This window comes from Flavobacterium lacisediminis (assembly GCF_025909975.1).
GTDB classification, from domain to species: Bacteria; Bacteroidota; Bacteroidia; order Flavobacteriales; family Flavobacteriaceae; genus Flavobacterium; species Flavobacterium lacisediminis.
The window spans coordinates 17,910-43,583 of sequence record NZ_JAPCIO010000009.1 but is presented as its reverse complement, the minus strand read 5'-3'; the positions used below and the strand labels follow the sequence as shown (position 1 = coordinate 43,583).

The following is a 25,674-nucleotide window of genomic DNA, read 5'->3' as shown; positions in this document are numbered from 1 at the left end:
TTACTATGAGTCACTTTATAGAAAACCAAAAATGGCGTTACGCCACCAAAAAATTTGACGCTGCTAAAAAAATATCTGCAGCAGATTTAGAAACCTTAAAAGAAGCAATCCAATTAAGTACTTCTTCTTACGGATTACAGTTATACAAAGTTTTTATCATCGAAAATCCAGAAGTTAGAGCCAAGTTACAACCGGTTTCTTGGGGACAATCACAAATTGTAGATGCATCTCACCTATTAGTATTTGCTAACATTGTAGATGTACAAGAAAATCACATTGATGCATATGTTCAAAACATTGCAACTACAAGAGGATTATCAGTTGACGATTTAAAAGGATATTCAGACTTTATGAAATCTAAGATTGTTTCGTTACCAGTAGACCAAAAAGCAGTTTGGACATCAAAACAAACGTATTTAGCTTTAGCCAACTTAATGAATGCAGCAGCTGAATTAAAAATTGATGTTACACCAATGGAAGGTTTTGAACCAGAAAAATACAATGAAATTTTAGGTTTCAATGCATTAGGATTAAACGCTTCATTAGTAGCAGCTGTTGGATATCGTCATGAAGAAGATGCAACACAGCACTATGTAAAAGTGAGAAAACCAAAACAAGAATTATTTACTACCATTTAATTATAACCATTAACATTAAAACAATTTTAAACATGAAAAATTTTAAATCAATCGCTTTAGCTCTTGTAGCATTAGTAACTTTTACGGCTACAGCACAAAAATCAAAAAAAGTAGACGCATCAAAAAGTACTATCAACTGGGTTGGTAAAAAAGTAACTGGATCTCATGAAGGTACAATCACTTTAAAAGAAGGTGCTTTAATTTTCAAAGGAAAAAAATTAGTAGGTGGAAACTTTACAGTTGACATGACTACAATTAATACAACTGATTTATCAGGAAAAGGAAAAGCAAACTTAGATGGTCACTTAAAATCAGATGATTTCTTTGGTGTTGAGAATTTCCCAACAGCAACTTTAGTTATCAAATCTCTTGGTGAAAAAGGAAACGGTGTTTACGCTGTAACTGCTGATTTAACAATCAAAGGAAAAACTGAATCTATTAAATTTGACTTAACTGTAGGTAAAAATACAGCTGAAACTTCTTTAAAAATAGATAGAACTAAATACGGTATCCAATATGGTTCTGGAAGCTTCTTTGATAACTTAGGAGACAAAACAATCAGTGACGAATTCGAATTAAAAGTAAAATTAGTATTCTAATTGAACTGGGAAACTTTGCTATGAAAAACAAAAAGCCTTGAAGAAATTCAGGGCTTTTTTGTGTTTTTCTAGAAAAAATTAATGATTATTCGTCTAATATTTTCTCAAAAGCTTCTCTAGTTATCAGATTTAATGTATCTTTTTCACAATCCCAAATTGAAACATATTTTTCAGAAATAACAAAGTGTTCTTTCAAATTGTAAAGTTTTCCATAAAGCATTAAAGTACAAATATCAGTTGAAGTAATAAATTCGCCAGTCTCTGGTAGATGACTGTGCATTGTAGCTTCAATTTCTTTATCATCCTCAATTTGAATTGGAATGATATTTTTATGTAATGCTTTACGATTTAACAGTTTATTATTCTTGTCAAAATTCATTAAATAATCATTTCCTAAAATAATAACGTTATTAACTTTTGGACCAGTTAAAACAAATACTTTTTTTTCTTTTTTATTAATAATTGGAACAATATTAAAACTTGTATTCTTATAATTTTTAAAAATAGTATCAGAATAAATAATATTCATAGCTTCTTTTCTAAGTTCATAATAGTCCAATTCATTTTTGGTGAATTCTCTTTCTTTTAAATCGGCTTTTGCTGTTTCCAATTTAATTTTAGCTTCAAAATTGATGGTGCCAATAACTTTTGGTTTTTTATCTTTTGAAAAAAATACACATTTTGGAACATTGTTTTCTGTATATGAAAAGTAACCGCCAATATTTTCTTTTTCTTTATAAAGCTCTATAAAAATATCGGTTCCATACCAAGAAGCCATTTCTGAATTATAAAGCATTTTTCCTTCTTCAACAATTTTGTTTGTTTCTTTGTCGATATTGGATTGACCAAAAGCGGTAATTCCAATGAAGATGATAAATAGTTTTCTCATTATTTAATTGGTGTTAAAGCATCAAATATAAGAAATTACTTTCATGAAAAAATATGGAAATCCGTAAAAAGAAAATAAAAAAAGCCCTGAATTACTTCAGGGCTTTCCAATGTTAAGGGTGAAAGACGGGTCTCGAACCCGCGACCTTCGGAACCACAATCCGACGCTCTAACCAACTGAGCTACAATCACCATTTGTTTTGCGAGTGCAAATATAGGGGTTTACTTCTATCTTGCAAAGATTTTTTTTACTTTTTTACGACTATTTTATTTCAAATCGCCTAAGCTATTGACTGCCAAATATCTTTCGGTTGTAAAACCTTCTGCATATTCTACTCCAACGAGTCTTCCAAGGTCTTGAGCACGATATTTTACACTATCTAAAAAGTTTTTTGAAGTAATTGGTGAAACCGGTTCTTTTGAATTTGGATCATAAAATTGCGAACCATAAGCTAACACTGATTCCATTTTTTTTCCGATAAATTCCGAAATATCTACCACAAAATCAGGTTCGATGTTTTGCCATTGAATGTAATGATACACTACTTTTGGTCGCCAAGCTTCTTGTGCTTCGCCGTCATATTCCGTTTTAATTTGTCGCAAACCTGATAAAAAACAAGCATCGCTAACTAATTTACTTCCTTTTCCGTGGTCGATGTGTCTATCCGTAATCGCATTGCACAACACGATTTCAGGTTGGTATTTGCGAATCATTTCAATCACTTTCATTTGATGTGCTTCATCGTTTACGAAGAAACCATCACGCATATCTAAATTCTCACGCACCACAACTCCTAAAATTTCAGAAGCTTTAGCTGATTCCTTATTACGAATAGCCACAGAACCACGTGTACCTAATTCACCACGAGTTAAATCGATAATCCCGACTTTCTTTCCTAAGCTAACTTCTTTGGCAATCGTACCACTACAACCTAATTCTACATCGTCTGGATGAGCTCCAAAAGCTAATATGTCTAATTTCATTTTTAAACTTTTATATTTTTTTAAACACATAGAATCATAGATTTTCTTTGTGTTTATTTTAGTCGTTTTACTTAACATAGTTTACATAGAAATACTAAACGAACTATTCAAAATACAATGCCTTTCAATATTTTCTATGTGCCTATGTGTTTCAATTTCATTTTGAAACTTTTATATTTTTAAACACATAGAATCATAGATTTTCTTTGTGTCTATTTTTTAGTCGTTTTACTTAACATAGTTTACATAGAAATACTATGCGAACTATTTAAAATACAATGTCTTTTAAATTTTCTATGTACCTAATGTGTTTCCAATTTATTTTGAAACTAAAACATTCCGCATCGTCATCGATTTATTCTCGGTTTCAATGAATTCCTTTTCAGGATTGCTGTCTTTTGTGATGCCACAACCTACGTAAATATTCACAACATCATTCTCTACTTCTAAACAGCGTAAATTTACGAATAAATCGGTTTGATTGTCTTTATTGTATTCGCCTAAAAATCCAGCGTAATATTTTCGATTGTAACCTTCATTTTTAAGAATAAAATCGATGGCTTTTTCTTTGGGTAAACCACAAACCGCTGGAGTTGGATGTAATGTTTTTATTAAATCTTTCGCTTGAAAATCAGTAGTTAATACTCCTGAAATAAACGATTTTAAATGAGCTAAATCTCCAGCTTTAACTGTTTTAGCATCAGTAATTATAAGTTGGCTTACTTTATCTTTTACTTTAGTAACAATATAATCGGTTACAAATTGCTGTTCTTCTATTTCTTTGGTTGCCCAAATTACATTTTCCGAATACAATTGAGTACCAGCCAAAGCCACCGTTTCAAATTGATTTTGATTGATTTTTACCAATTGCTCAGGCGTTGCTCCCATCCATAAACCAATTTTAGGATGAAAAAACAAATAGCGAAAAGCAGTTGGATAAGATGAAATCAAGTTCTGAAAGGTTTCTACAATTGAGATTTGTTTCTTCAAATCCATTTTACGAGACAAAACCACTTTATCAAATTCGTAATTTTGAATGGCGGAAATTCCTTTGGAAACTAAATTTTCAAAAGCTTCTTTTTGATTGATTTCTGAAGTGAAATTTTCAGTTGATTTTTGCTTTAATTTTTCAAGATTTCCTTGTAAAAACTCATTCCCTTCAAACGGAATTACTACTTGTTTTCCTTCATAAAAAGGCATAAAAACAAATCCGGCTTGATTAGAAAATTCAATAATTTCATCGTTTTGTTGCACGAGTAAATTCCAAATAGTTTCATTTGGTTTAACATAGCAAACAAAAGGTGAATTTGTTTCTAAATGATTTGATATTGTATCAAAAACTGACATTATAAAATTAAATTATCAATTTCGGAAGACGTTAATACCAGAATGTTTTGAGTTATTTTATCGATATCCCAATTCCACCATTGCAATTCAAGCAATTGCTGAATCTTCTCGTCTGAAAAACGCTTTCTTATTTCTTTTGCAGGATTTCCACCTACAATTGAATAAGGCGCAACATCTTTTGCAACAGTAGCATTAGTGCCAATAATCGCTCCGTCTCCAATGGTTACACCTGCCATAATAGTTGCATTGTAACCAATCCAAACATCGTTTCCTATAGTAATATTACCTTTATTGGGATAGCTTTTTCCATCCATCGCATTTTCCCATCCGTTTCCGAAAATTGCAAAAGGATAAGCTGAAATTGCATCTGATAAATGATTCGCTCCATTCATAATAAACTTCACATCGGAAGCAATCATGCAAAATTTACCAATAATCAATTTATCATTTACAAAATCAAAATGGTATTTTACGTTTTTCTCAAAATTAGCAACATCTTCAAAATCATCATAATACGTGTAATCACCCACTATAATATTTGGATTTTTAACTACATTTTTAAGAAAACATAATCTTTTATAATTCTCTAAAGGAAAAAGCGTGTTTATATCTGGTCCAGTCATTTATAATCGAATTATTGTCTTCTCGATAATACCATATTCGTCAATTTACAAAGCGAAATTAACTTTCCTTCTTCATCAACAATTCTAATTTCCCACAAGTGAATACTAGCACCCTTATGAATGATTTTTGCTGTAGCTGTAACCATTCCTTCTCGTTTGCTTTTCAAGTGGTTTGCCGAAATTTCAATTCCACGAACTTCTTGCTTTTCGGGATTTACAAACATTAATGATGCAGCACTTCCCACACTTTCAGCTAACGCAACTGTTGCACCTCCATGTAATAATCCCATAGGTTGATGCACTCTTGGATTCACAGGCATTGTAGCGGTTAAGAAATCTTCACCTGCATCGGTGTAGACAATATCTAAGGTATTCATTAAAGTATTTTTGCTCCAATCGTTACACAATTGCAATATTTTTTCTCTATCAAACATCATAACTTTATTTTTGGTAAAATTAAGCATTCCGAAGAGAATAATTCAACTGATTTAACGTTTTAGTAAGTAATTTAAGCACATTTAGTTTTTATAGATTTAAAATTAATAATTACATTTACCAAAATTAACTATACATGCGTCGTTTATTACTTTTAATACTAATAGGATTTGCCGTTTCATTAACTTCATGCCGAAACGATTTTGATTTTGAATCGAACACAGGAGGCTTACGATTTTCAAAAGATACGGTGTATTTAGACACTGTTTTTACAAATATCGGTTCAAGCACTTACACTCTAAAAGTGTACAATAGAAGTGATAAAAATATCTCGATTCCAAAAGTACAATTAGCTAAAGGAGAAACGTCTAAATATCGCATGATGGTAGATGGAATTCCCGGAAGAGTTTTTGACGATGTGGAACTATTGGCTAAAGACAGTATGTTCATTTTTATTGAAGTTACAGCTGATGTAGCCGATGCTAATCCTACTGATTTTCTGTATACTGACCAAATTTTATTTGGAGAAGGAATCAATACTCAAAAAGTAGAATTAGTTACATTGATTCAGGATGCCATTTTCTTATATCCACAAAAATTTTCAGACGGAACAACCGAAACTTTACCTATTGGTGATGATGAAATCTATGGATTTTACCTAGACGAAGCTGATCCAACCAATGGAAACGAATTGCATTGGACCAATACCAAACCTTATGTGGTTTATGGATATGCCGCAGTTCCGCCTAATAAAACTTTAGTTGTGGATGCTGGTGCAAGAGTTCATTTTCATGCAGAATCTGGAATTATTGTTGCTAATAACGCTTCAATTCATGTGAATGGTAGTACATCCACAACGGAAGCTTTAGAAAACGAAGTTATTTTTGAAGGTGATCGTTTAGAACCTGATTTTGCAGATGTTCCTGGACAATGGGGAACGATTTGGTTAACACAAGGCAGTACAGATAATCAAATTAAAAATTTAACACTAAAAAATGCCACGGTTGGAATTTTAGTATCTGGAAATGATGGTACTCCTACTCCAACTTTAGATCTTGAAAACACTCAAATTTATAATTGTTCTAATGTTGGTATTTTAGCACGAACTGGAAATATTGAAGGTAGAAATGTAGTTATCAATAATTGTGGTCAAACTTCGTTTGCTGGAAGTTTTGGTGGAAGTTATGAATTTGTACATTGTACTTTTGCTAACTATTGGCCAACACCAAATCAAACCGCAGTTTTACTTGACGATTACGATGGAAGTGCCATTTATGCTCTAACAAAAGCTAATTTTAAAAACTGTATCATTCATACTTCAAGTAATTTTGGAATTGTTTTGAAAAAAACTGGAAGTACTTTCGTTTATAATTTTGACCATTCTTTAATCAAGTTTGCCGATTTCAGTAATCAATTCACTAATAATCCGTTGTATGCTTTTTCAAATACTGCTTTGTATACAAATTGTTTGATTGCTACAAACTCAACCGTAAATAATCCCGATTTTAAAGATGCTCGAAATAATGAATTGATTATTGGTGAAGATTCTTCAGCAAGAGGAAATGCTGACAACACCTACTCTACTTTTAATGATATATTAAACAATCCAAGAACTAATCCATCCGATATGGGTGCTTACAATTGGACCACTTTTGACTAACCAAATAAATTATACAATTATGAAAAATCTCTCTTTATCTCTTTTAATTATTGGTTTAACATTCGTTTCTTGTAAAAAAGAAGAAGCGCAAAAACCAGAAGAAACAACAACTAAAGAAGAAGTTACAACAGAAACAAAACCCGATTCTGCTACAGTTGCAAAAGCTTGGGCGGATTATGCTACACCATCAAAGGCGCATGAAATGTTGGCTAAAGATAGTGGAACTTGGGATGCCGAATTAACATTCTGGTCACCAGACAATCCTCAGGAAATGAAATCAACTGCTACCGTAACTTATAAAATGATTATGGGAGGAAGATATCAAGAAGGAACTTATTCTGGTGATATGTTCGGAATGCCATTTGAAGGAAAAGGAACGGTTGCTTTTGATAATGCAACTCAAGAGTTTGTATCAACTTGGATTGACAATATGGGAACTGGAATGATGGTTACTCGTGGAAAATATGATGAAGCAACAAAAACATCAACTTTTCACGGCGAAATGGTGGATCCTGTAACCAAAAAAGCTAAAAAAGTAAAAGAAGTTATTACTTACATTGATGATAACAACCAAAAAATGGAAATGTTTGATGTTGCTGAAGATGGTAAAGAATTCAAATCGATGCAAGTAGTTTCGAAACGTAAAATGTAGTTTTCAACAAATAAAATTAAAGCTGTTCAAAAAAGAACAGCTTTTTTTGTTTTTATGCGCTCTTAAAACTTTGAACTTCTAACTTTTTAGAATAAATTTGCACTTTCAAACAACAACACAAACAACTACATACAATGATTCATTTCTTCGGAAACCAATCCAACACAGTTTTTGCGGTTCAAACGCAAAACGAGATTTCATCAGAAGACATCAACAAATTAAATTGGCTTTTTGGCAATGCACATAAAATAGAAAAATCCGTATTGTCGGATTTTTTTGTTGGACCACGTGCCGCTATGGTTACGCCTTGGAGTACAAATGCAGTAGAAATTACTCAAAACATGGGAATTTCTGGCATCATTCGTATCGAGGAATTTGAAAAAGTAGCTACCGATTTTAACGATTTTGATCCAATGCTTTCGCAAAAGTATTCGGAATTAAATCAAGAAATTTATACAATTAATATCCAACCAGAACCAATATTGGATATTGAAGATATTGACGCTTACAATAAATCAGAAGGTTTAGCTTTGAGTCCAGAAGAAGTGGACTATTTGAATAATCTTTCAACTAAATTAGGTAGAAAGTTAACTGATTCTGAAATTTTTGCTTTCTCACAAGCAAATTCAGAACACTGTCGTCACAAAATTTTTAACGGAACATTTGTGATTGATGGCGAAGAAAAACCAACTTCTTTATTCAAATTAATCAAGAAAACATCGGAAACAAATCCAAACGATATTGTTTCGGCATATAAAGATAACGTAGCTTTTGTAAAAGGTCCGAAAGTGACCCAATTCGCACCAAAAAGTGCCGACAAGCCAGACTTCTATCAAGAAAAGGAATTTGATTCGGTTCTTTCCTTAAAAGCAGAAACACACAACTTCCCAACAACAGTTGAGCCTTTCAACGGAGCTGCAACAGGTTCAGGAGGAGAAATTCGTGACCGTTTGGCTGGAGGACAAGGTTCTTTACCATTAGCAGGAACTGCAGTTTACATGACTTCTTATTCTCGTTTAGCAGAAGAACGTCCTTGGGAAAATGGAATGAACGAAAGACCTTGGTTGTACCAAACACCAATGGATATTTTAATTAAAGCTTCAAACGGAGCATCTGATTTTGGAAATAAATTTGGACAACCTTTAATTACAGGTTCTATTTTAACTTTCGAACATGAAGAAAACAATCGTAAAATTGGTTACGATAAAGTAATCATGCAAGCGGGTGGAATTGGTTACGGAAAATTAGATCAAGCGATTAAAAAGAAACCTATGGCTGGCGATAAAATCGTTATTTTAGGTGGAGAAAATTATAGAATTGGAATGGGTGGTGCTGCAGTTTCTTCTGCAGATACTGGTGCTTTTGGTTCAGGAATTGAATTAAATGCCATCCAACGTTCTAATCCAGAAATGCAAAAACGTGCTGCCAACGCCATTCGTGGTTTGGTAGAGAGTGATAACAATCCAATTGTTTCAATACACGATCATGGTGCAGGTGGACATTTAAACTGTCTTTCTGAATTAGTAGAAGAAACTGGAGGATTAATCGATTTAGATAAATTACCGGTTGGTGACCCAACGCTTTCGGCTAAAGAAATCATCGGAAACGAATCGCAAGAAAGAATGGGATTAGTTATTGGTGAAAAAGACATCGAAACATTACAAAGAATTGCTGACAGAGAGCGTTCTCCAATGTATCAAGTTGGTGACGTAACTAACGACCATAGATTTACTTTCGAATCAAAATCTACAGGTTTAAAACCAATGGATTATGCTTTAGAAGATTTCTTCGGAAGTTCGCCAAAAACGATTATGACGGATAAAACCGTTGCTACCAACTATTCAGATTTAAAATATTCAAAAGAAAATATAGGAAGCTACTTAAGTCAAGTTTTACAATTAGAAGCAGTAGCTTGTAAAGATTGGTTAACCAATAAAGTTGACCGTTGTGTAGGCGGACGCGTTGCAAAACAACAATGTGTTGGTCCATTACAATTGCCACTGAACAATGTTGGTGTAATGGCATTGGATTTCAAAGGAAAAGAGGGAATTGCTACATCGATTGGACACTCACCTATTTCAGCTTTAGTAAATCCTGTTGCGGGTTCAAGAACTGCGATTGGTGAAGCTTTATCAAATTTAGTTTGGGCTCCGTTAAAAGAAGGAATGAAATCGGTTTCATTATCAGCTAACTGGATGTGGGCTTGTAAAAATGAAGGAGAAGATGCTCGTTTATATGAAGCAGTAAAAGGTTGTTCGGATTTTGCTATTGAATTGGGAATCAATATTCCAACAGGAAAAGATTCGCTTTCGATGAAACAAAAATATCCAAATGATGAAGTAATTGCTCCAGGAACGGTAATTATTTCAGCAGCTGGAAATTGTTCGAACATTACAAAAGTAGTTGAACCTGTTTTACAAAGAAATGGCGGAAACATTTACTATATCAACTTATCGCAAGATTCGTTCAAATTAGGTGGAAGTTCATTTGCGCAAGTATTGAATAAAATTGGAAATGATGTTCCAACGATTCAAAACTCGGAATTCTTCAAAAAAGCGTTCAACGTTTTACAAGATTTAATTAAGGATAGAAAAATTAAAGCAGGACACGATATTGGAAGCGGTGGTTTAATCACTACGCTATTAGAAATGTGTTTTGCAGATGATAAATTAGGTGCGTTAATCGACTTGACTTCTTTAGGAGAAAAAGATACGGTTAAAGCCTTATTTAATGAAAATATAGGAGTTGTTTTCCAAGCAAATGCTGAAGTGGAAGCAACTTTCGCACAACATAATATTGAGATTTTCAAAATTGGTTCGGCTATCGATGGCGATGCGTTTACAGTTATCAACGTTGAAGATAGTTTAACATTTAGTATTTCAACTTTAAGAGATACTTGGTTTAAAACATCATTCCTTTTAGATTCAAAACAATCTAAAAATGGAATGGCACAAGAACGTTTTGACAATTATAAAAATCAAAAATTACAATTTACTTTCCCATCGCATTTTGATGGTAAATTACCTGTAATTGATGCTTCAAAACCAAGACCAAAAGCAGCAATCATTCGCGAAAAAGGAAGTAATTCAGAACGCGAAATGGCAAATGCTATGTTCTTAGCAGGATTTGATGTAAAAGATGTCCACATGACCGATTTAATTTCGGGAAGAGAAACATTGGAAGATATTCAATTCATTGGAGCTGTTGGAGGATTTTCGAATTCGGATGTTTTAGGTTCGGCTAAAGGTTGGGCTGGAGCGTTTTTATACAACGAAAAAGCAAATACGGCTTTGAAAAACTTCTACAAGCGTGAAGATACACTTTCTGTTGGAATTTGTAATGGATGTCAGTTATTAATGGAATTAGAATTGATAAATCCAGAGCACGAAGTACACGGAAAAATGCATCACAACACTTCGAACAAACACGAAAGTGGTTTTACTTCGGTAACAGTTCAAAAGAATAATTCAGTGATGTTATCTACTTTAGAAGGAACGACTTTAGGAGTTTGGATTTCACATGGAGAAGGAAAATTCAAGTTACCTTATTCAGAAGAGAAATATAACATTGTAGCTAAATATGGGTACGAAAATTATCCGGCGAATCCAAATGGTTCTGATTTCAACACAGCTATGATGTGTGATACTACTGGAAGACATTTGGTAATGATGCCACATATTGAGCGTTCAACTTTCCCTTGGAACTGGGCACATTATCCAGAAAGAGGTCAAAAAGACGAAGTTTCGCCATGGTTAGAAGCATTTGTGAATGCTAGAAAATGGATTGAAAATAAAAAATAATTTACCTAAACTTTATAAAAAAGCATCTTTTAATTAAGGTGCTTTTTTTGTACTATTGTGTCAAAATAAAAGAATATGTGGTTTGTCATTTTAAGTGTAATTTGTAGTGTAACTGTTGGGATATTTTTAAAAGTAGCCAAACGATTTCATTTGAATATTTTTCAAATCATCACTTTTAATTATTTTTCGGCTTTATTACTCACCTATTTTACGTACCAACCAAATTTATTTATTGAACAAAAATCTATTCCATATTACCTTTTCATAAGTTTGGCATTTTTATTACCTATCGTATTTTTTATTCAAGCAAAATCCATCAAGCTAACTGGAATCGTAAAAACTGATATTGCGCAACGACTATCTTTATTTATTCCGCTAATTGCTTCTTATTATCTATTTAATGAATCGTTTAGCCAACTTAAAATCATTGGTTTTATATTTGGTTTTTCGGCTATATTCTTCACATTGAACAAAAAATCAGAAAATAAATCAAATAATTGGGTTTATCCTTTATTGGTTTTATTGGGATTTGGAATTATTGATATTCTATTTAAGAAAGTTGCTGTTTTTAAGGACTTTAGTTTTACAACTTCTTTGTTTTTAATATTTTGTGGTGCTTTTATAGTTTCCATTTTATTTCTAATTGGAAAAATTCTTATTCAAAAAGAGAAACTAGAATCAAAAAATATACTTTGGGGATTGGCTTTAGGAATTTTAAATTTTGGAAACATTCTCTTCTATCTAAAAGCGCATAAAGCTTTAGCAGAAAATCCTTCGACTGTTTTTGCTGGTATGAATATGGGAGTTATCATACTAGGAAGTTTAGCAGGAATACTATTATTTAAAGAAAAAATGACCAAATGGAACTATATAGGAATAGTTTTAGCTATAATTTCAGTGATTATTATTACTCTTGCACAATTAAATAAAGCTTAAAACCTATTTAACCGAATCTTTTCTTCTGATATAAGTATGAAGAAAATCTCCTTTTGGTTCACCTAAATCAAATGGGCTCCATTTTGTTATGAATCTAGCCTTAGTTCTTGCTTCATCTCTATTCATATTTTCGTACTCAATTCGATATAGAGCTGTATACATTTCAGCTCTACCAACACCGTGATAACAATGAATCAAAACAGGGTAATTATCTGGATTGTCCATAATTTTGAAGAAATAATCTAAATTATGTTTTTGAGGAACTTGTTTGGAACCGTTATTAAAATAATTTACACCCGAAATTTTCCCAACAGCATCTTTTTCTGCAGTTAATTCTTCAGGAATTTCTGGATTATTAATGGTATCTTCTGTACCCGGAAAACGTAAATCTACAATACTTTTGATTTTATATTTTTTTACATAATCAGCAATTTGATCTGGAGGAATTACACCTGATTTATAAACTTTACCTTCTGTAACCGTTTCAAAATTATGGTTAATATGCATCTGATATACATAGGCTCCAACTCCAATTAAAACAACAAATAAAACTAGTATTCCAATTCTTTTTTTCATCTTACGATTATAATTTTTTATTAACGATTCTATCAAAATAGTCTTGTAAAAATGCTTTACATTTTATTTCTAAAGCATTCATTTCAGCATTTCGTTTAGAAATCAAATTCTTTTCAAGTCCTTTATCAGAAATAGCGTAAAAACCAGTAGCTTTCTTACCATCAAATGTACAAATATAATTTCCACTTTGAAATTGATATTGATTAGAAAAATAATTTATGGCATATGGGGTTTCCTTATTATTACTTACTAAACTTCTACCCCAACTTCTAAAAGGTTTATTATATCCAATCATATCAAGAATGGTTGGATAGATATCGATATGTTGCACAATATCAGTTCTCTTTCCTACTAAGTTTTTCTTTGGATAATAAATCAATAATGGAATAGCAGAACGATTTACTACTTTTTTATATTCTGGATAAAATGTTTGATTACAATGGTCTGCAGTAATAATAAAAATAGTGTTTTCAAACCATGGTTCTTTTTTAGCTGCCTCAAAGAATTTTTCAAATGCCATATCGGTATAACCAACACATTGATGAATGGGTAAATCTCCTTTTGGAAATTTATTTTCATACTTTTTAGGAACTATATAAGGTTCATGAGAAGAAACTGTAAAAATGGTACTAAAAAAAGGACCTTTCTTTTTATCCAAAGTTTGTTTCATGAATTGAAAAAATGGTTCATCCCAAATTCCCCAAACACCATCAAAATCGTTATCATTATTATATTCTGTTTTACCATAATAATGATCAAATCCTAAAATATTACCAAATCCTTGAAAACCCATAGAACCATTAGGCGCTCCATGAAAAAATGACGTATCATAACCTTGCCCTTTTAATATCGAAACCAAAGATTCTACTTTTTGTTTAGCATAAGGAGATGATGTATAAGCATCTTTAAACGAAGGGATCCCTGCAAGAACAGAGGACATTCCATGAATCGATTTGCTTCCATTGGCATAAACATCGGTAAAAATCAAACTGTTTTTTGCTAATTTATCAAGAAATGGTGTGTAACTTACATAATTAGGAATTTGTTTGTCTTTATTAAATGCCCCCCAATATTCTCTTCCATAACTTTCTGTAATAAACAAAACAATATTAGGTTGTGATGTTTCATCAGAAGAATATACCTTAAAAGGCTTTATAGATTCATTTACAATTTTTTCTGAAATATTAAAATTGGTTTCTTTAAAACTTGTTTTTCCTAGCGTTCTAATAATGGCAAAGGGAGTATTTAAAATAACGTCTGCATGTTCAACTTTTGTAACATTTCTGTTTGCATCAATCATGTTTAAAGGTCTAGTACTCTTTTTAAAATCACCTCTAATTCCACCCACCATTAACACAAGAATTAAAACTACACCTATTTTAGAAAACGAAAAGTACTTGATTTTAGAATATTGAATTTCTTTATGTTCCACTCTAACTTTTTTGTATAAATAAATCCACAAATATGATGTTGCAAAAAATAGAGCAAAAACATGCCAATAGCTAACTAAAAATCTAAAAAACATACTACCCAAATTATTTTCATCCTTCAACGAATCCAAAACTGCAATGGTTGTTCTTGCGTATATGAATTTGTAGTAAATAAAATCAATGAAATTGGTAGCATAAGCCAACAAATTGGTAATGAAATAAAGATAAAATGTAAACTTTTGATAACCTGGTTTGGTGTTTTTCCAAAATGGTAAAATAGAAAATAGTATAAACAAAGCATTGATATACAAAATAGCCGTTGTGTCAAAAGCCAAACCTTGGTAAACCAAATTAAAAAACTCAGAAATACTAGTAACTTTTAATAGACTATAATTGTACACAAGAAATAAAAACCGTGCTATGAAATAAAAAAAATATACTAAACTAATTCTGTATAATAAAGCTTTGTATTCTTCTATTCTGAAAAAATTCTTCATAAATTTATTGAACTGAAATAAAAATTTTTCAAATTTACAAATAATAAATTGTATACAGATAATTATTATGCATGCATAATAATTTAAAAATCAATAAGTTAATACTATTTCATTATCATATCAATAAAAAATTGCTTAATTAATTAAATTTTTATAATTTGCATCAATTAATAATTGCGAATTATGAACAATATTACACGCTTATTTGACTTTCCTTACTATCAATTAGAAAAGTATAATTTAAAGGATGCTTTAGTTACAAAATATGATGGACAGTGGATTAAAACATCTACTCAAGAATATTTAGATAAAGCCAACGCCATTTCTAGAGGTTTACTTCGATTAGGTGTTAATAAAAATGATAAAATTGCTATCATTTCTTCAAATAATAGAACCGAATGGCACATTACTGATATTGGAGTTTTACAAACAGGAGCGCAAACAGTTCCTATGTATCCTACAATTTCAGCTGAAGATTATGAATATATCTTAAATCACTCTGAATCAAAATATGTTTTTGTTTCTGATGATGAAGTGTATGAAAAACTAAAAAGCATCAAAGCTAATGTTCCTACATTAAAAGAAGTCTATTCTTATAATGATATTTCAGGATGCAAAAGTTGGAAAGAAATCTTAGAATTAGGTGCAGATAAAGAAAATCAAGATGTTGTAGAAGATAGAAAAAATAATGTCCTAACTACAGATTTGGCTACTATTATTTATACTTCTGGAACAACAGGAAGACCAAAAGGTGTAATGTTAACACATCAAAATATTGTTTCAGATGTATTAATGAGTGCGCCAAGAGTTCCATTAAGAGCTGGAGATACAAGAGCTTTAAGTTTCTTACCTATTTGTCATATTTTCGAAAGAATGTTGACGTATTTATACCAATATTATGGTATCTCTATTTACTTCGCTGAAAGTATTGAGAAGATTTCTGATAACTTAAAAGAGGTAAAACCACACGTTATGTCGGTTGTTCCTCGTTTATTAGAAAAAGTTTACGATAAAATTTATGCTAAAGGAGCAGATTTAACTGGAATCAAAAAAGCACTTTTCTTTTGGGCTTTAGATTTAGGTATGGACTACAAACCTTATAAACAAAACGGAGCTTTCTACGAATTCAAATTAAAAATTGCACGTAAATTAATTTTCTCTAAATGGCAAGAAGGTTTAGGTGGTGAATTAGAATTATTAGTTTCAGGAAGTGCTGCGTTACAAAGTAGATTAACAAAAGTTTTTTGTGCTGCTAATATTCCAGTTATGGAAGGTTATGGTTTAACTGAAACTTCTCCTGTAATTTCTGTAAACGACATGAGAAATGGTGGTTTCAGAGTTGGATCTGTTGGAAAAGTATTAGACGGAGTTGAAGTTAAGATTGCAGAAGACGGTGAAATCTTATGTAAAGGTCCAAACGTTATGATGGGATATTACAAAGATGAAACACAAACTGCTGAGGTTTTAAAAGATGGCTACTTCCATACAGGTGATATCGGTGAAATTGATTCAGATGGTTTCCTAAAAATTACCGATCGTAAAAAAGAAATGTTCAAAACTTCTGGTGGAAAATACGTAGCACCTCAAATTCTAGAGAATACTTTCAAACAATCACGTTTTATTGAACAAATCATGGTTATTGGTGATGGCGAAAAAATGCCAGCAGCTTTCATTCAACCAAATTTTGAATTTGTTAGAGAATGGGCAACAAGACATAATCTTAATTTCAATACCAATGAAGAATTATGTACTAATAAAATGGTAGTCGACAGAATTCAGGAAGAAATTGATCAATGCAATGAGAAATTTGGAAATTGGGAAAAAGTAAAACGATTTGAACTTACTCCAGATGTTTGGTCAATCGTTGATGGTCACCTAACTCCAACCATGAAATTAAAACGTAAAATCATTAAAGAAAAATATAACGATTTATATCAAAAAATTTACGGATAGAAACGCTAAAACCCACATTTCGTGGGTTTTGCTATTTTAAAATGTTAAATTTTGCAAAAAATGTTAAAAATACTATGCGTGCATAGTATTTTTTTTTATATTTGAAAAAGTTTAGATAGTAATTCTATGAAAGATAAAACAATAGACTATATACTTAGAGCAACTTGGCAAGCGGTTGCCAGGATGTACAACGAAGAAGCTGCAAAATACAGTGCTACAATGGCAACGGGTTTTGCTCTTTTAAGTATCGATAGAGAAAATGGTTCACCATCAACAACTCTAGGTCCAAAAATGGGAATGGAAGCCACAAGCTTAACCAGAACGTTAAAGTCAATGGAAGAACGAGGATTAATTACGCGTAAAAAAAATCCAACCGATGGTCGTGGCGTAATTATTCAATTAACTAAAGAAGGAAAAGAAAAAAGAGAACTTTCTAAAGAAACCGTACTTCGTTTTAATGAAACCGTAAAGCAACATATTAGTGAAGAAAAATTACAACACTTTATGGAAGTTGCCGAAATCATTAACGAATTAATTGCAGACAAAAAAATCTATAACGACAAATAAAACAACAAACCTATAAACATGAAACGTAATATTAAAAAAGTTGCTGTTATTGGTTCCGGAATTATGGGAAGTGGTATCGCTTGCCATTTTGCTAATATTGGTGTAGAAGTCTTATTATTAGACATTGCTCCAAACGAACTAACCGAAGCCGAACAGAAAAAAGGATTGACTTTAGAGAGTAAAGCCGTTAGAAACCGATTAGTTAATGATCATTTAGCTAACGCTTTAAAATCGAAGCCATCTCCTATTTATCATCCAAGTTTTGCTTCAAGAATTACTACTGGTAACACCACAGATGATATGTCAAAAATTGCAACTGCCGATTGGATTATCGAAGTTGTAGTAGAACGATTAGACATCAAGAAAATCGTTTTCGAACAAGTTGACAAATATAGAAAACCAGGAACTTTAGTTACTTCAAATACATCTGGTATTCCAATTCAGTTCATGAGCGAAGGAAGAAGCGAAGATTTCCAACAACATTTCTGTGGAACGCACTTTTTTAATCCAGCACGTTACTTAAAATTATTTGAAATCATTCCAGGTCCAAAAACCTCTAATGAAGTATTAGATTTCTTAAATGGTTATGGTGAAAAATTCTTAGGAAAAACTTCAGTTGTTGCTAAAGATACTCCAGCTTTTATTGGAAATAGAATTGGAATCTTCGGAATTCAAAGTTTATTCCACCAAGTAAAAGAAATGGGATTAACTGTTGAAGAAGTAGATAAACTAACTGGACCAGTTATTGGTCGACCAAAATCGGCTACTTTTAGAACTGTAGATGTTGTAGGTTTAGATACTTTAGTTCATGTGGCTAACGGAATTTATGAAAATTGTCCAAACGACGAAGCACATGAATTATTCAAACTTCCAGAATTTGTTAACAAAATGATGGAAAACAAATGGTTAGGAAGCAAAACAGGACAAGGTTTCTACAAAAAAGAAGGAAAAGACATTCTAACTTTAGATTTAGATACATTAGAATACAGAGCTAATAAAAAAGCATCTTTCGCAACTTTAGAATTAACCAAAACGATTGAAAAACCAATCGATAGATTCAAAGTTTTAGTTACTGGAAAAGACAAAGCAGGCGATTTCTACAGAAAAAACTTCGCTTCTATGTTCCAATATTGTTCAAACAGAATTCCTGAAATCACAGACGCTTTCTACAAAATCGACGATGCTATGAAAGCTGGTTTCGGTTGGGAAAACGGTCCATTCGAAATTTGGGATGCCATCGGAATTGAAAAAGGAATCGAATTAATGAAAGCGGAAGGTTATCAACCAGCTTCTTGGGTAACCGATATGTTAGCTTCAGGAAACACTTCTTTCTATTCGATTAAAGATGGGGCAACACACTTCTACTCTATCACAAACAAAAAAGTAGAGAAAATTCCAGGTCAAGATGCCTTCATTATCTTAAATAACATTCGCGAAAGCAAAAAAATATGGAACAATAGCGATTCAATCATTACCGATTTAGGTGATGGAATTATCAATTTAGAATTTACATCTAAAATGAATTCTATTGGCGCTGGTGTTTTACAAGGAATTAACAAAGCGATTGATATTGCTGAAAAAGATTACAATGGTTTAGTGATTGGAAATCAAGGAGCTAATTTCTCTGTTGGAGCTAATTTAGGAATGATTTTCATGATGGCAGTCGAACAAGAATATGACGAATTAAACATGGCTATCAAAATGTTCCAAGACACGATGATGCGTTGCCGTTATTCTGCAATTCCTGTTATTGCTGCTCCTCACGGAATGACATTAGGTGGTGGTTGTGAATTAACCATGCACGCTGACAGAGCAGTTGCCGCAGCAGAAACCTACATCGGATTAGTAGAATTTGGTGTTGGAGTTATCCCTGGCGGTGGAGGTTCTAAAGAAATGGCATTGAGAGCTTCTGATTTATTCCGTAAAAATGATGTAGAATTAAATGTTTTACAAGAATATTTCTTAACTGTTGGTATGGCAAAAGTAGCTACTTCAGCTTACGAAGGTTTTGATACGGGAGTTTTACAAAAAGGAAGAGATATCGTAGTGGTAAACAAAGACCGCCAAATCGCAACAGCTAAACAAGTGGCTTTACAAATGGCAGAACAAGGTTATACACAACCTGTAAGAAGAAAAGATATTAAAGTATTAGGTAAACAAGCTTTAGGTATGTTCTTAGTTGGAACTGACCAAATGGAAGCTGGTAAATACATTTCTGAACACGATAAGAAAATTGCAAACAAACTAGCTTATGTAATGGCTGGTGGTGATTTATCAGAAGCAACTTTAGTTTCTGAACAATATTTATTGGATTTAGAAAGAGAAGCATTTTTATCATTAACTGGAGAAAGAAAATCTTTAGAAAGAATTCAGTACATGTTAACCAAAGGGAAACCATTAAGAAACTAAGAAATGAGAACAGCATATATAGTAAAAGGATATAGAACAGCAGTTGGAAAAGCCCCTAAAGGCTTATTCCGATTCAAAAGACCTGACGAATTAGCAGCAGAAACCATCGAATACATGATGAAAGAGCTGCCTGATTTCGACAAAACACGTATTGATGACGTAATGGTAGGAAACGCCATGCCAGAAGCTGAACAAGGTTTAAACGTTGGACGTTTAATATCATTAATGGGATTAAAAATCACGGATGTTCCTGGAGTTACAGTAAACAGATATTGTGCTTCTGGAGTAGAAACTATCGCAATGGCAACAGCTAAAATTCAATCAGGAATGGCAGATTGTATTATTGCAGGTGGTGCCGAAAGTATGAGTTATATTCCAATGGGAGGTTACAAACCAACACCAGATTACAAAGTTGCCGCTGCAGGTCACGAAGATTATTACTGGGGAATGGGATTAACGGCTGAAGCAGTTGCAAAACAATTCAATGTTTCTCGTGCTGATCAAGATGAATTTGCTTATCAATCACACATGAAAGCGTTAAAAGCGCAAGCTGAAGGGAAATTCGATAAACAAATTGCTCCTATTAATGTAGAACAAACGTTTATTAATGAAAACGGTAAAAAAGAAACCAAATCTTATGTAGTGAATAAAGACGAAGGTCCAAGAGCTGGAACTTCAGTAGAAGCTTTATCAGGATTACGACCTGTATTCGCAGCTGATGGTTCGGTTACTGCTGGAAACTCTTCACAAATGAGTGATGGAGCTGCTTTCGTGTTAATCATGAGCGAAGAAATGGTAAAAGAATTGAACTTAGAACCAATTGCAAGAATGGTAAGCTATGCTGCTTCAGGTGTAGAACCAAGAATCATGGGTATCGGACCAGTTACTGCAATTCCAAAAGCATTAAAACAAGCAGGATTAAAACAAGACCAAATTGATTTAATTGAGTTAAACGAAGCTTTTGCAGCACAATCTTTAGCAGTTTTGAGAGAATTAGGTTTAAATCCAGAAATCGTAAACGTTAATGGTGGAGCTATCGCTTTAGGTCACCCACTAGGTTGTACTGGTGCTAAACTATCAGTTCAATTGTTTGATGAAATGCGCCTGAGAAACAGCAAATACGGAATCGTTTCAATGTGTGTTGGAACTGGTCAAGGAGCTGCCGGAATTTTTGAATTTTTAAAATAAAACTATAAAACTTAATAAGTTATGTCAGATATCATCAGAGGAGGTCAATTCCTTGTAAAAGAAACAAAATGCGAAGACATCTTCACACCAGAAGATTTCAATGAAGAACAAGTTATGATGCGTGATTCGGTTATCGAATTCGTAGACAAAGAAATTTGGCCAAACAAAGAACGCTTCGAAAAGAAAGATTACGCTTTAACCGAAGACATCATGCGTAAAGCTGGTGAATTAGGTTACTTAAGTGTTGCTGTTCCTGCTGCTTATGGCGGAATGGAAATGGGATTCGTAAACACCGTTTTAGTTTGTGATTATATTTCAGGAGCAACTGGTTCGTTTTCAACAGCTTTTGGAGCTCATACCGGAATTGGAACAATGCCAATTACATTATACGGAACTGAAGAACAAAAACAAAAATATGTACCAAAATTAGCTTCTGGCGAATGGTTTGGTGCTTACTGTTTAACAGAACCTGGAGCAGGATCTGATGCGAATTCAGGAAAAACAAAAGCCGTTCTTTCAGAAGATGGAACGCATTATAAAATCACAGGAGGAAAAATGTGGATTTCTAATGCTGGTTTTTGTAACGTAATGATTGTTTTCGCTCGTATTGAAGACGATAAAAATATTACAGGTTTCATTGTTGAAAATGATCCTTCAAACGGAATTTCAATGGGTGATGAAGAGCACAAATTAGGTATTCGCTCCTCTTCTACTCGTCAGGTTTTCTTTAACGAAACAAAAGTTCCTGTAGAAAATATGTTGGCAGGTCGTGGCGAAGGTTTTAAAATTGCTATGAATGCTTTAAATGTTGGTCGTATTAAATTAGCAGCTGCTTGTTTAGAAGCACAACGTAGAACAATTTCTGGAGCTGTAAATTATGCTAACGAAAGAGTTCAGTTTAAAACACCAATTTCAAGTTTTGGAGCAATTCAAGCTAAAATTGCTGAAATGGCAACAAATGCTTATGCAGGAGAAAGTGCAACGTATAGAGCTGCATCAGATATTGAAAACAGAATAAACATCAGAGTTAGTGAAGGAAATACGCATCAAGAAGCAGAATTAAAAGGTGTAGAAGAATTCGCAATCGAATGTTCTATCTTAAAAGTAGCGGTTTCTGAAGATGTTCAAGCTTGTACAGACGAAGGAATTCAAATTTTTGGTGGAATGGGATTCTCAGAAGATGCACCAATGGAAAGTGCTTGGAGAGATGCTCGTATCGCAAGAATTTACGAAGGAACTAACGAAATCAACAGAATGTTATCAGTTGGAATGTTAGTGAAAAAAGCAATGAAAGGTCATGTGGATTTATTAGGTCCAGCAATGGCTGTGGCTGAAGAATTAATGGGAATACCATCTTTCGACATTCCAGATTATTCAGAATTATTTGCTGAAGAAAAAGAAATGATTGCCAAATTGAAAAAAGTATTCTTAATGGTTGCTGGTGCTGCAGTTCAAAAATATGGAGCAGAATTAGAATCACACCAACAATTATTGATGGCTGCTTCTGATATCTTAATCGAAATTTACATGGCTGAAAGTACTATTCTTAGAACTGAAAAATTAGCCAAAAAAGAAGGTGAAGACAAAGTTCAGGAGCAAATTGCAATGGCAAAATTATACTTATATCATGCAGTAGATATCGTAAGCCAAAAAGGAAAAGAAGGAATTGTTTCTTTTGCTGAAGGCGACGAACAACGTATGATGTTAATGGGATTAAAACGTTTTACAAAATATACGAATATGCCAAATGTAATTGGTCTTCGTGAAAAAATTGCTGCAAAAATTATTAGCGAAAATAAATACGCTTTTTAATACAGCAATTAATTGGTTTAGTTTGTTTAAAAAAACCATCCGTTATTGCGGATGGTTTTTTATTATTTTAAAATCTGAGAAGCGTGTGCTTTCGTTTTTACATCAGAAATTACTTCTTCAATAATTCCGTTTTCATCAATTACAAAAGTAGTTCGGTGAATACCATCATATTCTCTTCCCATAAATTTCTTTGGTCCCCAAACACCAAACGCTTGAATAACCGATTTATCTTCATCCGCTAACAATGGAAATGGTAAATCGTATTTTTCAATAAATTTAGCTTGTGCTTTTGCGCTATCGGCACTTACACCTAACAAAGCGTAATTATTAGCTTGAAAACGAGCATAATTATCTCTTAAATCACAAGCTTCAGCTGTACAACCTGGTGTACTAGCTTTTGGATAAAAGAAAACTACTAATTTCTTTCCTTTATAATCGGTTAATTTGTGTGAAGTTCCATTTTGGTCTAAGCCTGAAAAATTGGGTGCTTTATCTCCAGTTTTTAATGTTGTCATATTTTTATACTTTTACAAATGATTCAAATAAAAACTAAAGATAGTTAAAATGACCAAAAGCGAGAAAGTAACATTTGTTATAAATACGTTAAATGAATTATATCCAGAAATTCCTATTCCGTTAGACCATAAAGACCCGTATACGTTGTTGATTGCAGTATTGCTTTCGGCACAATGTACTGATGTTCGCGTGAATCAAATTACTCCGCTCCTATTTGCTAAAGCTGATAATCCGTATGATATGGTAAAAATGTCTGTGGAAGAAATTAAAGAAATTATTCGTCCTTGTGGTTTGTCACCTATGAAATCGAAAGGAATCCATGGTTTATCGGAAATTTTAATTGAAAAACACAATGGCCAAGTACCACAAAGTTTTGAAGCTTTGGAAGCCTTACCTGCTGTGGGACACAAAACCGCAAGTGTGGTAATGAGTCAAGCGTTTGGAGTTCCTGCTTTTCCTGTAGATACACACATTCATAGATTAATGTATCGTTGGGGTTTAACTAATGGCAAAAACGTACAACAAACTGAAAAAGATGCCAAACGCATTTTTCCAGAAGAATGTTGGAACGAGTTACACTTGCAAATCATTTGGTACGGACGCGAATATTCTCCTGCTCGTGGCTGGAATTTAGAGAAAGATATTATCACAAGAACGATTGGAAGAAAAAGTGTTATTAATGAAATTAAAAAATAAATGGCATCAAGAAGTATTAATCATATGATCTTTGCTGGTGTTTACCCACATTACATAAACAAAGCTGAGAAAAAGAATCGCACAAAAGCCGAAGTAGACGAAGTAATTTGTTGGTTAACAGGTTACACACTTGAAAGCCTACAACACCAAATTGATACCAAAGTAGATTTTGAAACTTTTTTTGAACAAGCACCTCAATTAAACGAAAATGTTTCTAAAATTACAGGAGTTATTTGCGGTTATCGAATCGAAGAAATCGAAGATCCATTAATGAAAAAGGTACGCTATTTGGATAAATTAATTGACGAATTAGCGAAAGGGAAAAAGATGGAGAAAATTTTAAGACAATAAAAAAATGCCTCAAATCTCTTTGAGGCATTTTCCTTAATTAGCAATAATTTCAAAAGTTGATTTGCCCACCTTATGTATACTCAAAGCCTTTGAATAGTTGAGTAAAAACGAAATCGTTTCTTTTTTAGGTAACATTTTTTGAGTTGCTAATTTTTTCTTAGAGTAAAGTTTTGCCATTAATTTGTTTATTGATTATAATTCAATAACGACAATATTTTACTTTTAGTATTAGTTGGTCAAAATAATTTGATTTTTTTCTATAATTTTTCTCAAATTTAATAAAGCGTAACGCATTCTTCCTAATGCGGTATTAATACTAACCCCTGTTAAATCAGCTATTTCTTTAAAACTTAAGTCTTGATACATACGCATTACTAAAACTTCTTTTTGATCTGCAGGAAGTTCTTCTAGTAGTTTTGCTAAATCTGATTCTACTTGGGCTGTAATAATTTGCCCTTCAATATTTAATGTAGTATCAGTCATGTAGTTAAAAATAGAATATTCTTCCGTTTCACGTTGAAAAGGCATTTTCTTTGCTTTTCTAAAATGGTCTACTACCAAATTATGAGCAATTCGCATTACCCAAGGCAAAAATTTTCCTTCTTCATTATACGAACTCGTTTTCAACGTTTTAATTACCTTAATAAAAGTATCCTGAAAAATATCATCTGATAAATCTCTATCACCAATTTTGGAATAAATAAATCCGTAGATTTTAGATTGATGTCTGTTGATTAATGAAGCTAAAGCAGATTCATCTCCGCTTATATAATTCTTTACCAACACTGCATCTGGAAGTACAAGATTAGCCATAACAATACCTTTTAGTTAATTAAAGATCCGGGTTCTAAAAAGTAATTGTGTGTTATAGGCGATTTTTGTTTAAAGATTAAAGTCCAAATTTAACACATTTTTTTCTCAACTTCCAAATTTTTATGCAAATAAATTTAATTTTAATTGATAATAATGTAACACATCACCGAGTTTATTGAACAATTATCACGTTTTAATCTTTATTTATATATTATTTAAGATTTACATTCTAAGTATTTAACAGGAAAACACAAGGTAAGGCCTATTTTGTTCTAACAATTGTTATCTTTGCAATTCTATTAAA

The 25,674-nt window shown here is 32.5% G+C and carries 22 protein-coding genes and 1 tRNA gene; 13 read left to right on the top strand and 10 right to left on the bottom strand.

Annotated features, from left to right (window positions below):
• Positions 1-5: 5 nt before the first annotated feature.
• A complete protein-coding gene (locus tag OJ995_RS12140) occupies positions 6-638 on the top strand; it encodes an NAD(P)H-dependent oxidoreductase (protein ID WP_264369669.1) in 633 nt (210 codons plus the stop codon).
• A gap of 32 nt (positions 639-670) precedes the next feature.
• Entirely contained in the window at positions 671-1,237 is a 567-nt protein-coding gene (locus tag OJ995_RS12135; RefSeq protein WP_264369668.1) for a YceI family protein, read from the top strand.
• A gap of 85 nt (positions 1,238-1,322) precedes the next feature.
• Here the strand turns inward: OJ995_RS12135 and OJ995_RS12130 are convergent, their stop codons facing one another.
• The 6 genes from OJ995_RS12130 to OJ995_RS12105 all read right to left on the bottom strand — a co-directional run bounded on the left by OJ995_RS12130 (position 1,323) and on the right by OJ995_RS12105 (position 5,516).
• Positions 1,323-2,126 carry a hypothetical protein gene (locus OJ995_RS12130; RefSeq protein WP_264369667.1) on the bottom strand — a complete coding sequence of 268 codons (804 nt, stop codon included), beginning with the start codon at positions 2,124-2,126 and terminating at the stop codon, positions 1,323-1,325.
• A 116-nt stretch (positions 2,127-2,242) separates the two neighbouring features.
• Positions 2,243-2,318, bottom strand: a tRNA-His gene (locus OJ995_RS12125).
• 74 nt (positions 2,319-2,392) lie between these two features.
• The gene (gene bshB1 / locus OJ995_RS12120) at positions 2,393-3,109 is read right to left on the bottom strand and encodes a bacillithiol biosynthesis deacetylase BshB1 (RefSeq protein WP_264369666.1); all 717 of its coding nucleotides are present in this window, start codon (positions 3,107-3,109) and stop codon (positions 2,393-2,395) included.
• A 318-nt stretch (positions 3,110-3,427) separates the two neighbouring features.
• Positions 3,428-4,456: an isochorismate synthase gene (locus OJ995_RS12115; RefSeq protein ID WP_264369665.1), complete on the bottom strand. Its 1,029-nt coding sequence runs from the start codon at positions 4,454-4,456 to the stop codon at positions 3,428-3,430.
• Positions 4,456-5,079 carry a CatB-related O-acetyltransferase gene (locus OJ995_RS12110; protein ID WP_264369664.1) on the bottom strand — a complete coding sequence of 208 codons (624 nt, stop codon included), beginning with the start codon at positions 5,077-5,079 and terminating at the stop codon, positions 4,456-4,458. The genes OJ995_RS12115 and OJ995_RS12110 overlap by 1 nt, the downstream gene beginning before the upstream one ends.
• An 11-nt stretch (positions 5,080-5,090) precedes the next feature.
• A complete protein-coding gene (locus tag OJ995_RS12105) occupies positions 5,091-5,516 on the bottom strand; it encodes a PaaI family thioesterase (RefSeq protein WP_264369663.1) in 426 nt (141 codons plus the stop codon).
• 134 nt (positions 5,517-5,650) lie between these two features.
• On the opposite strand from OJ995_RS12105, the gene OJ995_RS12100 reads away from it, so the two are divergent.
• The 4 genes from OJ995_RS12100 (at position 5,651) to OJ995_RS12085 (ending at position 12,562) form a co-directional block, all read left to right on the top strand.
• Positions 5,651-7,174, top strand: a complete 1,524-nt coding sequence (locus tag OJ995_RS12100) for a right-handed parallel beta-helix repeat-containing protein (RefSeq protein WP_264369662.1) — start codon at positions 5,651-5,653, stop codon at positions 7,172-7,174.
• Positions 7,175-7,193: 19 nt separating this feature from the next.
• The gene (locus tag OJ995_RS12095; RefSeq protein WP_264369661.1) at positions 7,194-7,826 is read left to right on the top strand and encodes a DUF1579 domain-containing protein; all 633 of its coding nucleotides are present in this window, start codon (positions 7,194-7,196) and stop codon (positions 7,824-7,826) included.
• Between the two features lie 134 nt (positions 7,827-7,960).
• The gene (gene purL / locus OJ995_RS12090; RefSeq protein ID WP_264369660.1) at positions 7,961-11,626 is read left to right on the top strand and encodes a phosphoribosylformylglycinamidine synthase; all 3,666 of its coding nucleotides are present in this window, start codon (positions 7,961-7,963) and stop codon (positions 11,624-11,626) included.
• 75 nt (positions 11,627-11,701) lie between these two features.
• Positions 11,702-12,562 (top strand): DMT family transporter, encoded by an 861-nt coding sequence (locus tag OJ995_RS12085; protein ID WP_264369659.1) that lies wholly within the window; start codon positions 11,702-11,704, stop codon positions 12,560-12,562.
• A gap of 3 nt (positions 12,563-12,565) precedes the next feature.
• Here the strand turns inward: OJ995_RS12085 and OJ995_RS12080 are convergent, their stop codons facing one another.
• On the bottom strand, positions 12,566-13,138 hold the full coding sequence (locus OJ995_RS12080) for a dual specificity protein phosphatase family protein (RefSeq protein ID WP_264369658.1): 573 nt from the start codon (positions 13,136-13,138) through the stop codon (positions 12,566-12,568).
• 7 nt (positions 13,139-13,145) lie between these two features.
• Positions 13,146-15,065 (bottom strand): LTA synthase family protein, encoded by a 1,920-nt coding sequence (locus OJ995_RS12075; RefSeq protein ID WP_264369657.1) that lies wholly within the window; start codon positions 15,063-15,065, stop codon positions 13,146-13,148.
• A 183-nt stretch (positions 15,066-15,248) separates the two neighbouring features.
• Here OJ995_RS12075 and OJ995_RS12070 point away from each other — a divergent pair, with 183 nt between their 5' ends.
• From OJ995_RS12070 to OJ995_RS12050, 5 genes are all read left to right on the top strand, one after another.
• On the top strand, positions 15,249-17,018 hold the full coding sequence (locus OJ995_RS12070; protein ID WP_264369656.1) for an AMP-dependent synthetase/ligase: 1,770 nt from the start codon (positions 15,249-15,251) through the stop codon (positions 17,016-17,018).
• 126 nt (positions 17,019-17,144) lie between these two features.
• Positions 17,145-17,585: a MarR family winged helix-turn-helix transcriptional regulator gene (locus tag OJ995_RS12065; protein WP_133607181.1), complete on the top strand. Its 441-nt coding sequence runs from the start codon at positions 17,145-17,147 to the stop codon at positions 17,583-17,585.
• Between the two features lie 18 nt (positions 17,586-17,603).
• A complete protein-coding gene (locus tag OJ995_RS12060) occupies positions 17,604-19,994 on the top strand; it encodes a 3-hydroxyacyl-CoA dehydrogenase/enoyl-CoA hydratase family protein (RefSeq protein ID WP_264369655.1) in 2,391 nt (796 codons plus the stop codon).
• 3 nt (positions 19,995-19,997) lie between these two features.
• Entirely contained in the window at positions 19,998-21,182 is a 1,185-nt protein-coding gene (locus OJ995_RS12055) for an acetyl-CoA C-acyltransferase (protein WP_264369654.1), read from the top strand.
• A gap of 21 nt (positions 21,183-21,203) precedes the next feature.
• Positions 21,204-22,994: an acyl-CoA dehydrogenase FadE gene (locus OJ995_RS12050; RefSeq protein WP_264369653.1), complete on the top strand. Its 1,791-nt coding sequence runs from the start codon at positions 21,204-21,206 to the stop codon at positions 22,992-22,994.
• A gap of 62 nt (positions 22,995-23,056) precedes the next feature.
• On the opposite strand, the gene bcp is transcribed toward OJ995_RS12050, so the two are convergent.
• Positions 23,057-23,509 carry a thioredoxin-dependent thiol peroxidase gene (gene bcp / locus OJ995_RS12045; protein ID WP_264369652.1) on the bottom strand — a complete coding sequence of 151 codons (453 nt, stop codon included), beginning with the start codon at positions 23,507-23,509 and terminating at the stop codon, positions 23,057-23,059.
• Positions 23,510-23,558: 49 nt separating this feature from the next.
• Between bcp and OJ995_RS12040 the strand changes: the two genes are divergently transcribed.
• Together OJ995_RS12040 and OJ995_RS12035 are read left to right on the top strand one after the other, a co-directional pair.
• On the top strand, positions 23,559-24,206 hold the full coding sequence (locus tag OJ995_RS12040) for an endonuclease III domain-containing protein (RefSeq protein WP_264369651.1): 648 nt from the start codon (positions 23,559-23,561) through the stop codon (positions 24,204-24,206).
• Positions 24,207-24,557: a DUF2200 domain-containing protein gene (locus tag OJ995_RS12035; RefSeq protein ID WP_264369650.1), complete on the top strand. Its 351-nt coding sequence runs from the start codon at positions 24,207-24,209 to the stop codon at positions 24,555-24,557. It begins immediately after the preceding gene.
• Positions 24,558-24,785: 228 nt separating this feature from the next.
• Here the strand turns inward: OJ995_RS12035 and OJ995_RS12030 are convergent, their stop codons facing one another.
• Complete coding sequence (locus OJ995_RS12030; protein WP_264369649.1) at positions 24,786-25,370, bottom strand: RNA polymerase sigma factor; 585 nt, start codon at positions 25,368-25,370, stop codon at positions 24,786-24,788.
• Between the last annotated feature and the right edge of the window lie 304 nt (positions 25,371-25,674).

Coding starts and splice junctions, on each gene's coding strand:
- OJ995_RS12140 (WP_264369669.1), top strand. CDS start 6: ATGAGTCACTTTATAGAAAACCAAAAATGGCGTTACGCCACCAAAAAA.
- OJ995_RS12135 (WP_264369668.1), top strand. CDS start 671: ATGAAAAATTTTAAATCAATCGCTTTAGCTCTTGTAGCATTAGTAACT.
- OJ995_RS12130 (WP_264369667.1), bottom strand. CDS start 2,126: ATGAGAAAACTATTTATCATCTTCATTGGAATTACCGCTTTTGGTCAA.
- bshB1 (WP_264369666.1), bottom strand. CDS start 3,109: ATGAAATTAGACATATTAGCTTTTGGAGCTCATCCAGACGATGTAGAA.
- OJ995_RS12115 (WP_264369665.1), bottom strand. CDS start 4,456: ATGTCAGTTTTTGATACAATATCAAATCATTTAGAAACAAATTCACCT.
- OJ995_RS12110 (WP_264369664.1), bottom strand. CDS start 5,079: ATGACTGGACCAGATATAAACACGCTTTTTCCTTTAGAGAATTATAAA.
- OJ995_RS12105 (WP_264369663.1), bottom strand. CDS start 5,516: ATGATGTTTGATAGAGAAAAAATATTGCAATTGTGTAACGATTGGAGC.
- OJ995_RS12100 (WP_264369662.1), top strand. CDS start 5,651: ATGCGTCGTTTATTACTTTTAATACTAATAGGATTTGCCGTTTCATTA.
- OJ995_RS12095 (WP_264369661.1), top strand. CDS start 7,194: ATGAAAAATCTCTCTTTATCTCTTTTAATTATTGGTTTAACATTCGTT.
- purL (WP_264369660.1), top strand. CDS start 7,961: ATGATTCATTTCTTCGGAAACCAATCCAACACAGTTTTTGCGGTTCAA.
- OJ995_RS12085 (WP_264369659.1), top strand. CDS start 11,702: ATGTGGTTTGTCATTTTAAGTGTAATTTGTAGTGTAACTGTTGGGATA.
- OJ995_RS12080 (WP_264369658.1), bottom strand. CDS start 13,138: ATGAAAAAAAGAATTGGAATACTAGTTTTATTTGTTGTTTTAATTGGA.
- OJ995_RS12075 (WP_264369657.1), bottom strand. CDS start 15,065: ATGAAGAATTTTTTCAGAATAGAAGAATACAAAGCTTTATTATACAGA.
- OJ995_RS12070 (WP_264369656.1), top strand. CDS start 15,249: ATGAACAATATTACACGCTTATTTGACTTTCCTTACTATCAATTAGAA.
- OJ995_RS12065 (WP_133607181.1), top strand. CDS start 17,145: ATGAAAGATAAAACAATAGACTATATACTTAGAGCAACTTGGCAAGCG.
- OJ995_RS12060 (WP_264369655.1), top strand. CDS start 17,604: ATGAAACGTAATATTAAAAAAGTTGCTGTTATTGGTTCCGGAATTATG.
- OJ995_RS12055 (WP_264369654.1), top strand. CDS start 19,998: ATGAGAACAGCATATATAGTAAAAGGATATAGAACAGCAGTTGGAAAA.
- OJ995_RS12050 (WP_264369653.1), top strand. CDS start 21,204: ATGTCAGATATCATCAGAGGAGGTCAATTCCTTGTAAAAGAAACAAAA.
- bcp (WP_264369652.1), bottom strand. CDS start 23,509: ATGACAACATTAAAAACTGGAGATAAAGCACCCAATTTTTCAGGCTTA.
- OJ995_RS12040 (WP_264369651.1), top strand. CDS start 23,559: ATGACCAAAAGCGAGAAAGTAACATTTGTTATAAATACGTTAAATGAA.
- OJ995_RS12035 (WP_264369650.1), top strand. CDS start 24,207: ATGGCATCAAGAAGTATTAATCATATGATCTTTGCTGGTGTTTACCCA.
- OJ995_RS12030 (WP_264369649.1), bottom strand. CDS start 25,370: ATGGCTAATCTTGTACTTCCAGATGCAGTGTTGGTAAAGAATTATATA.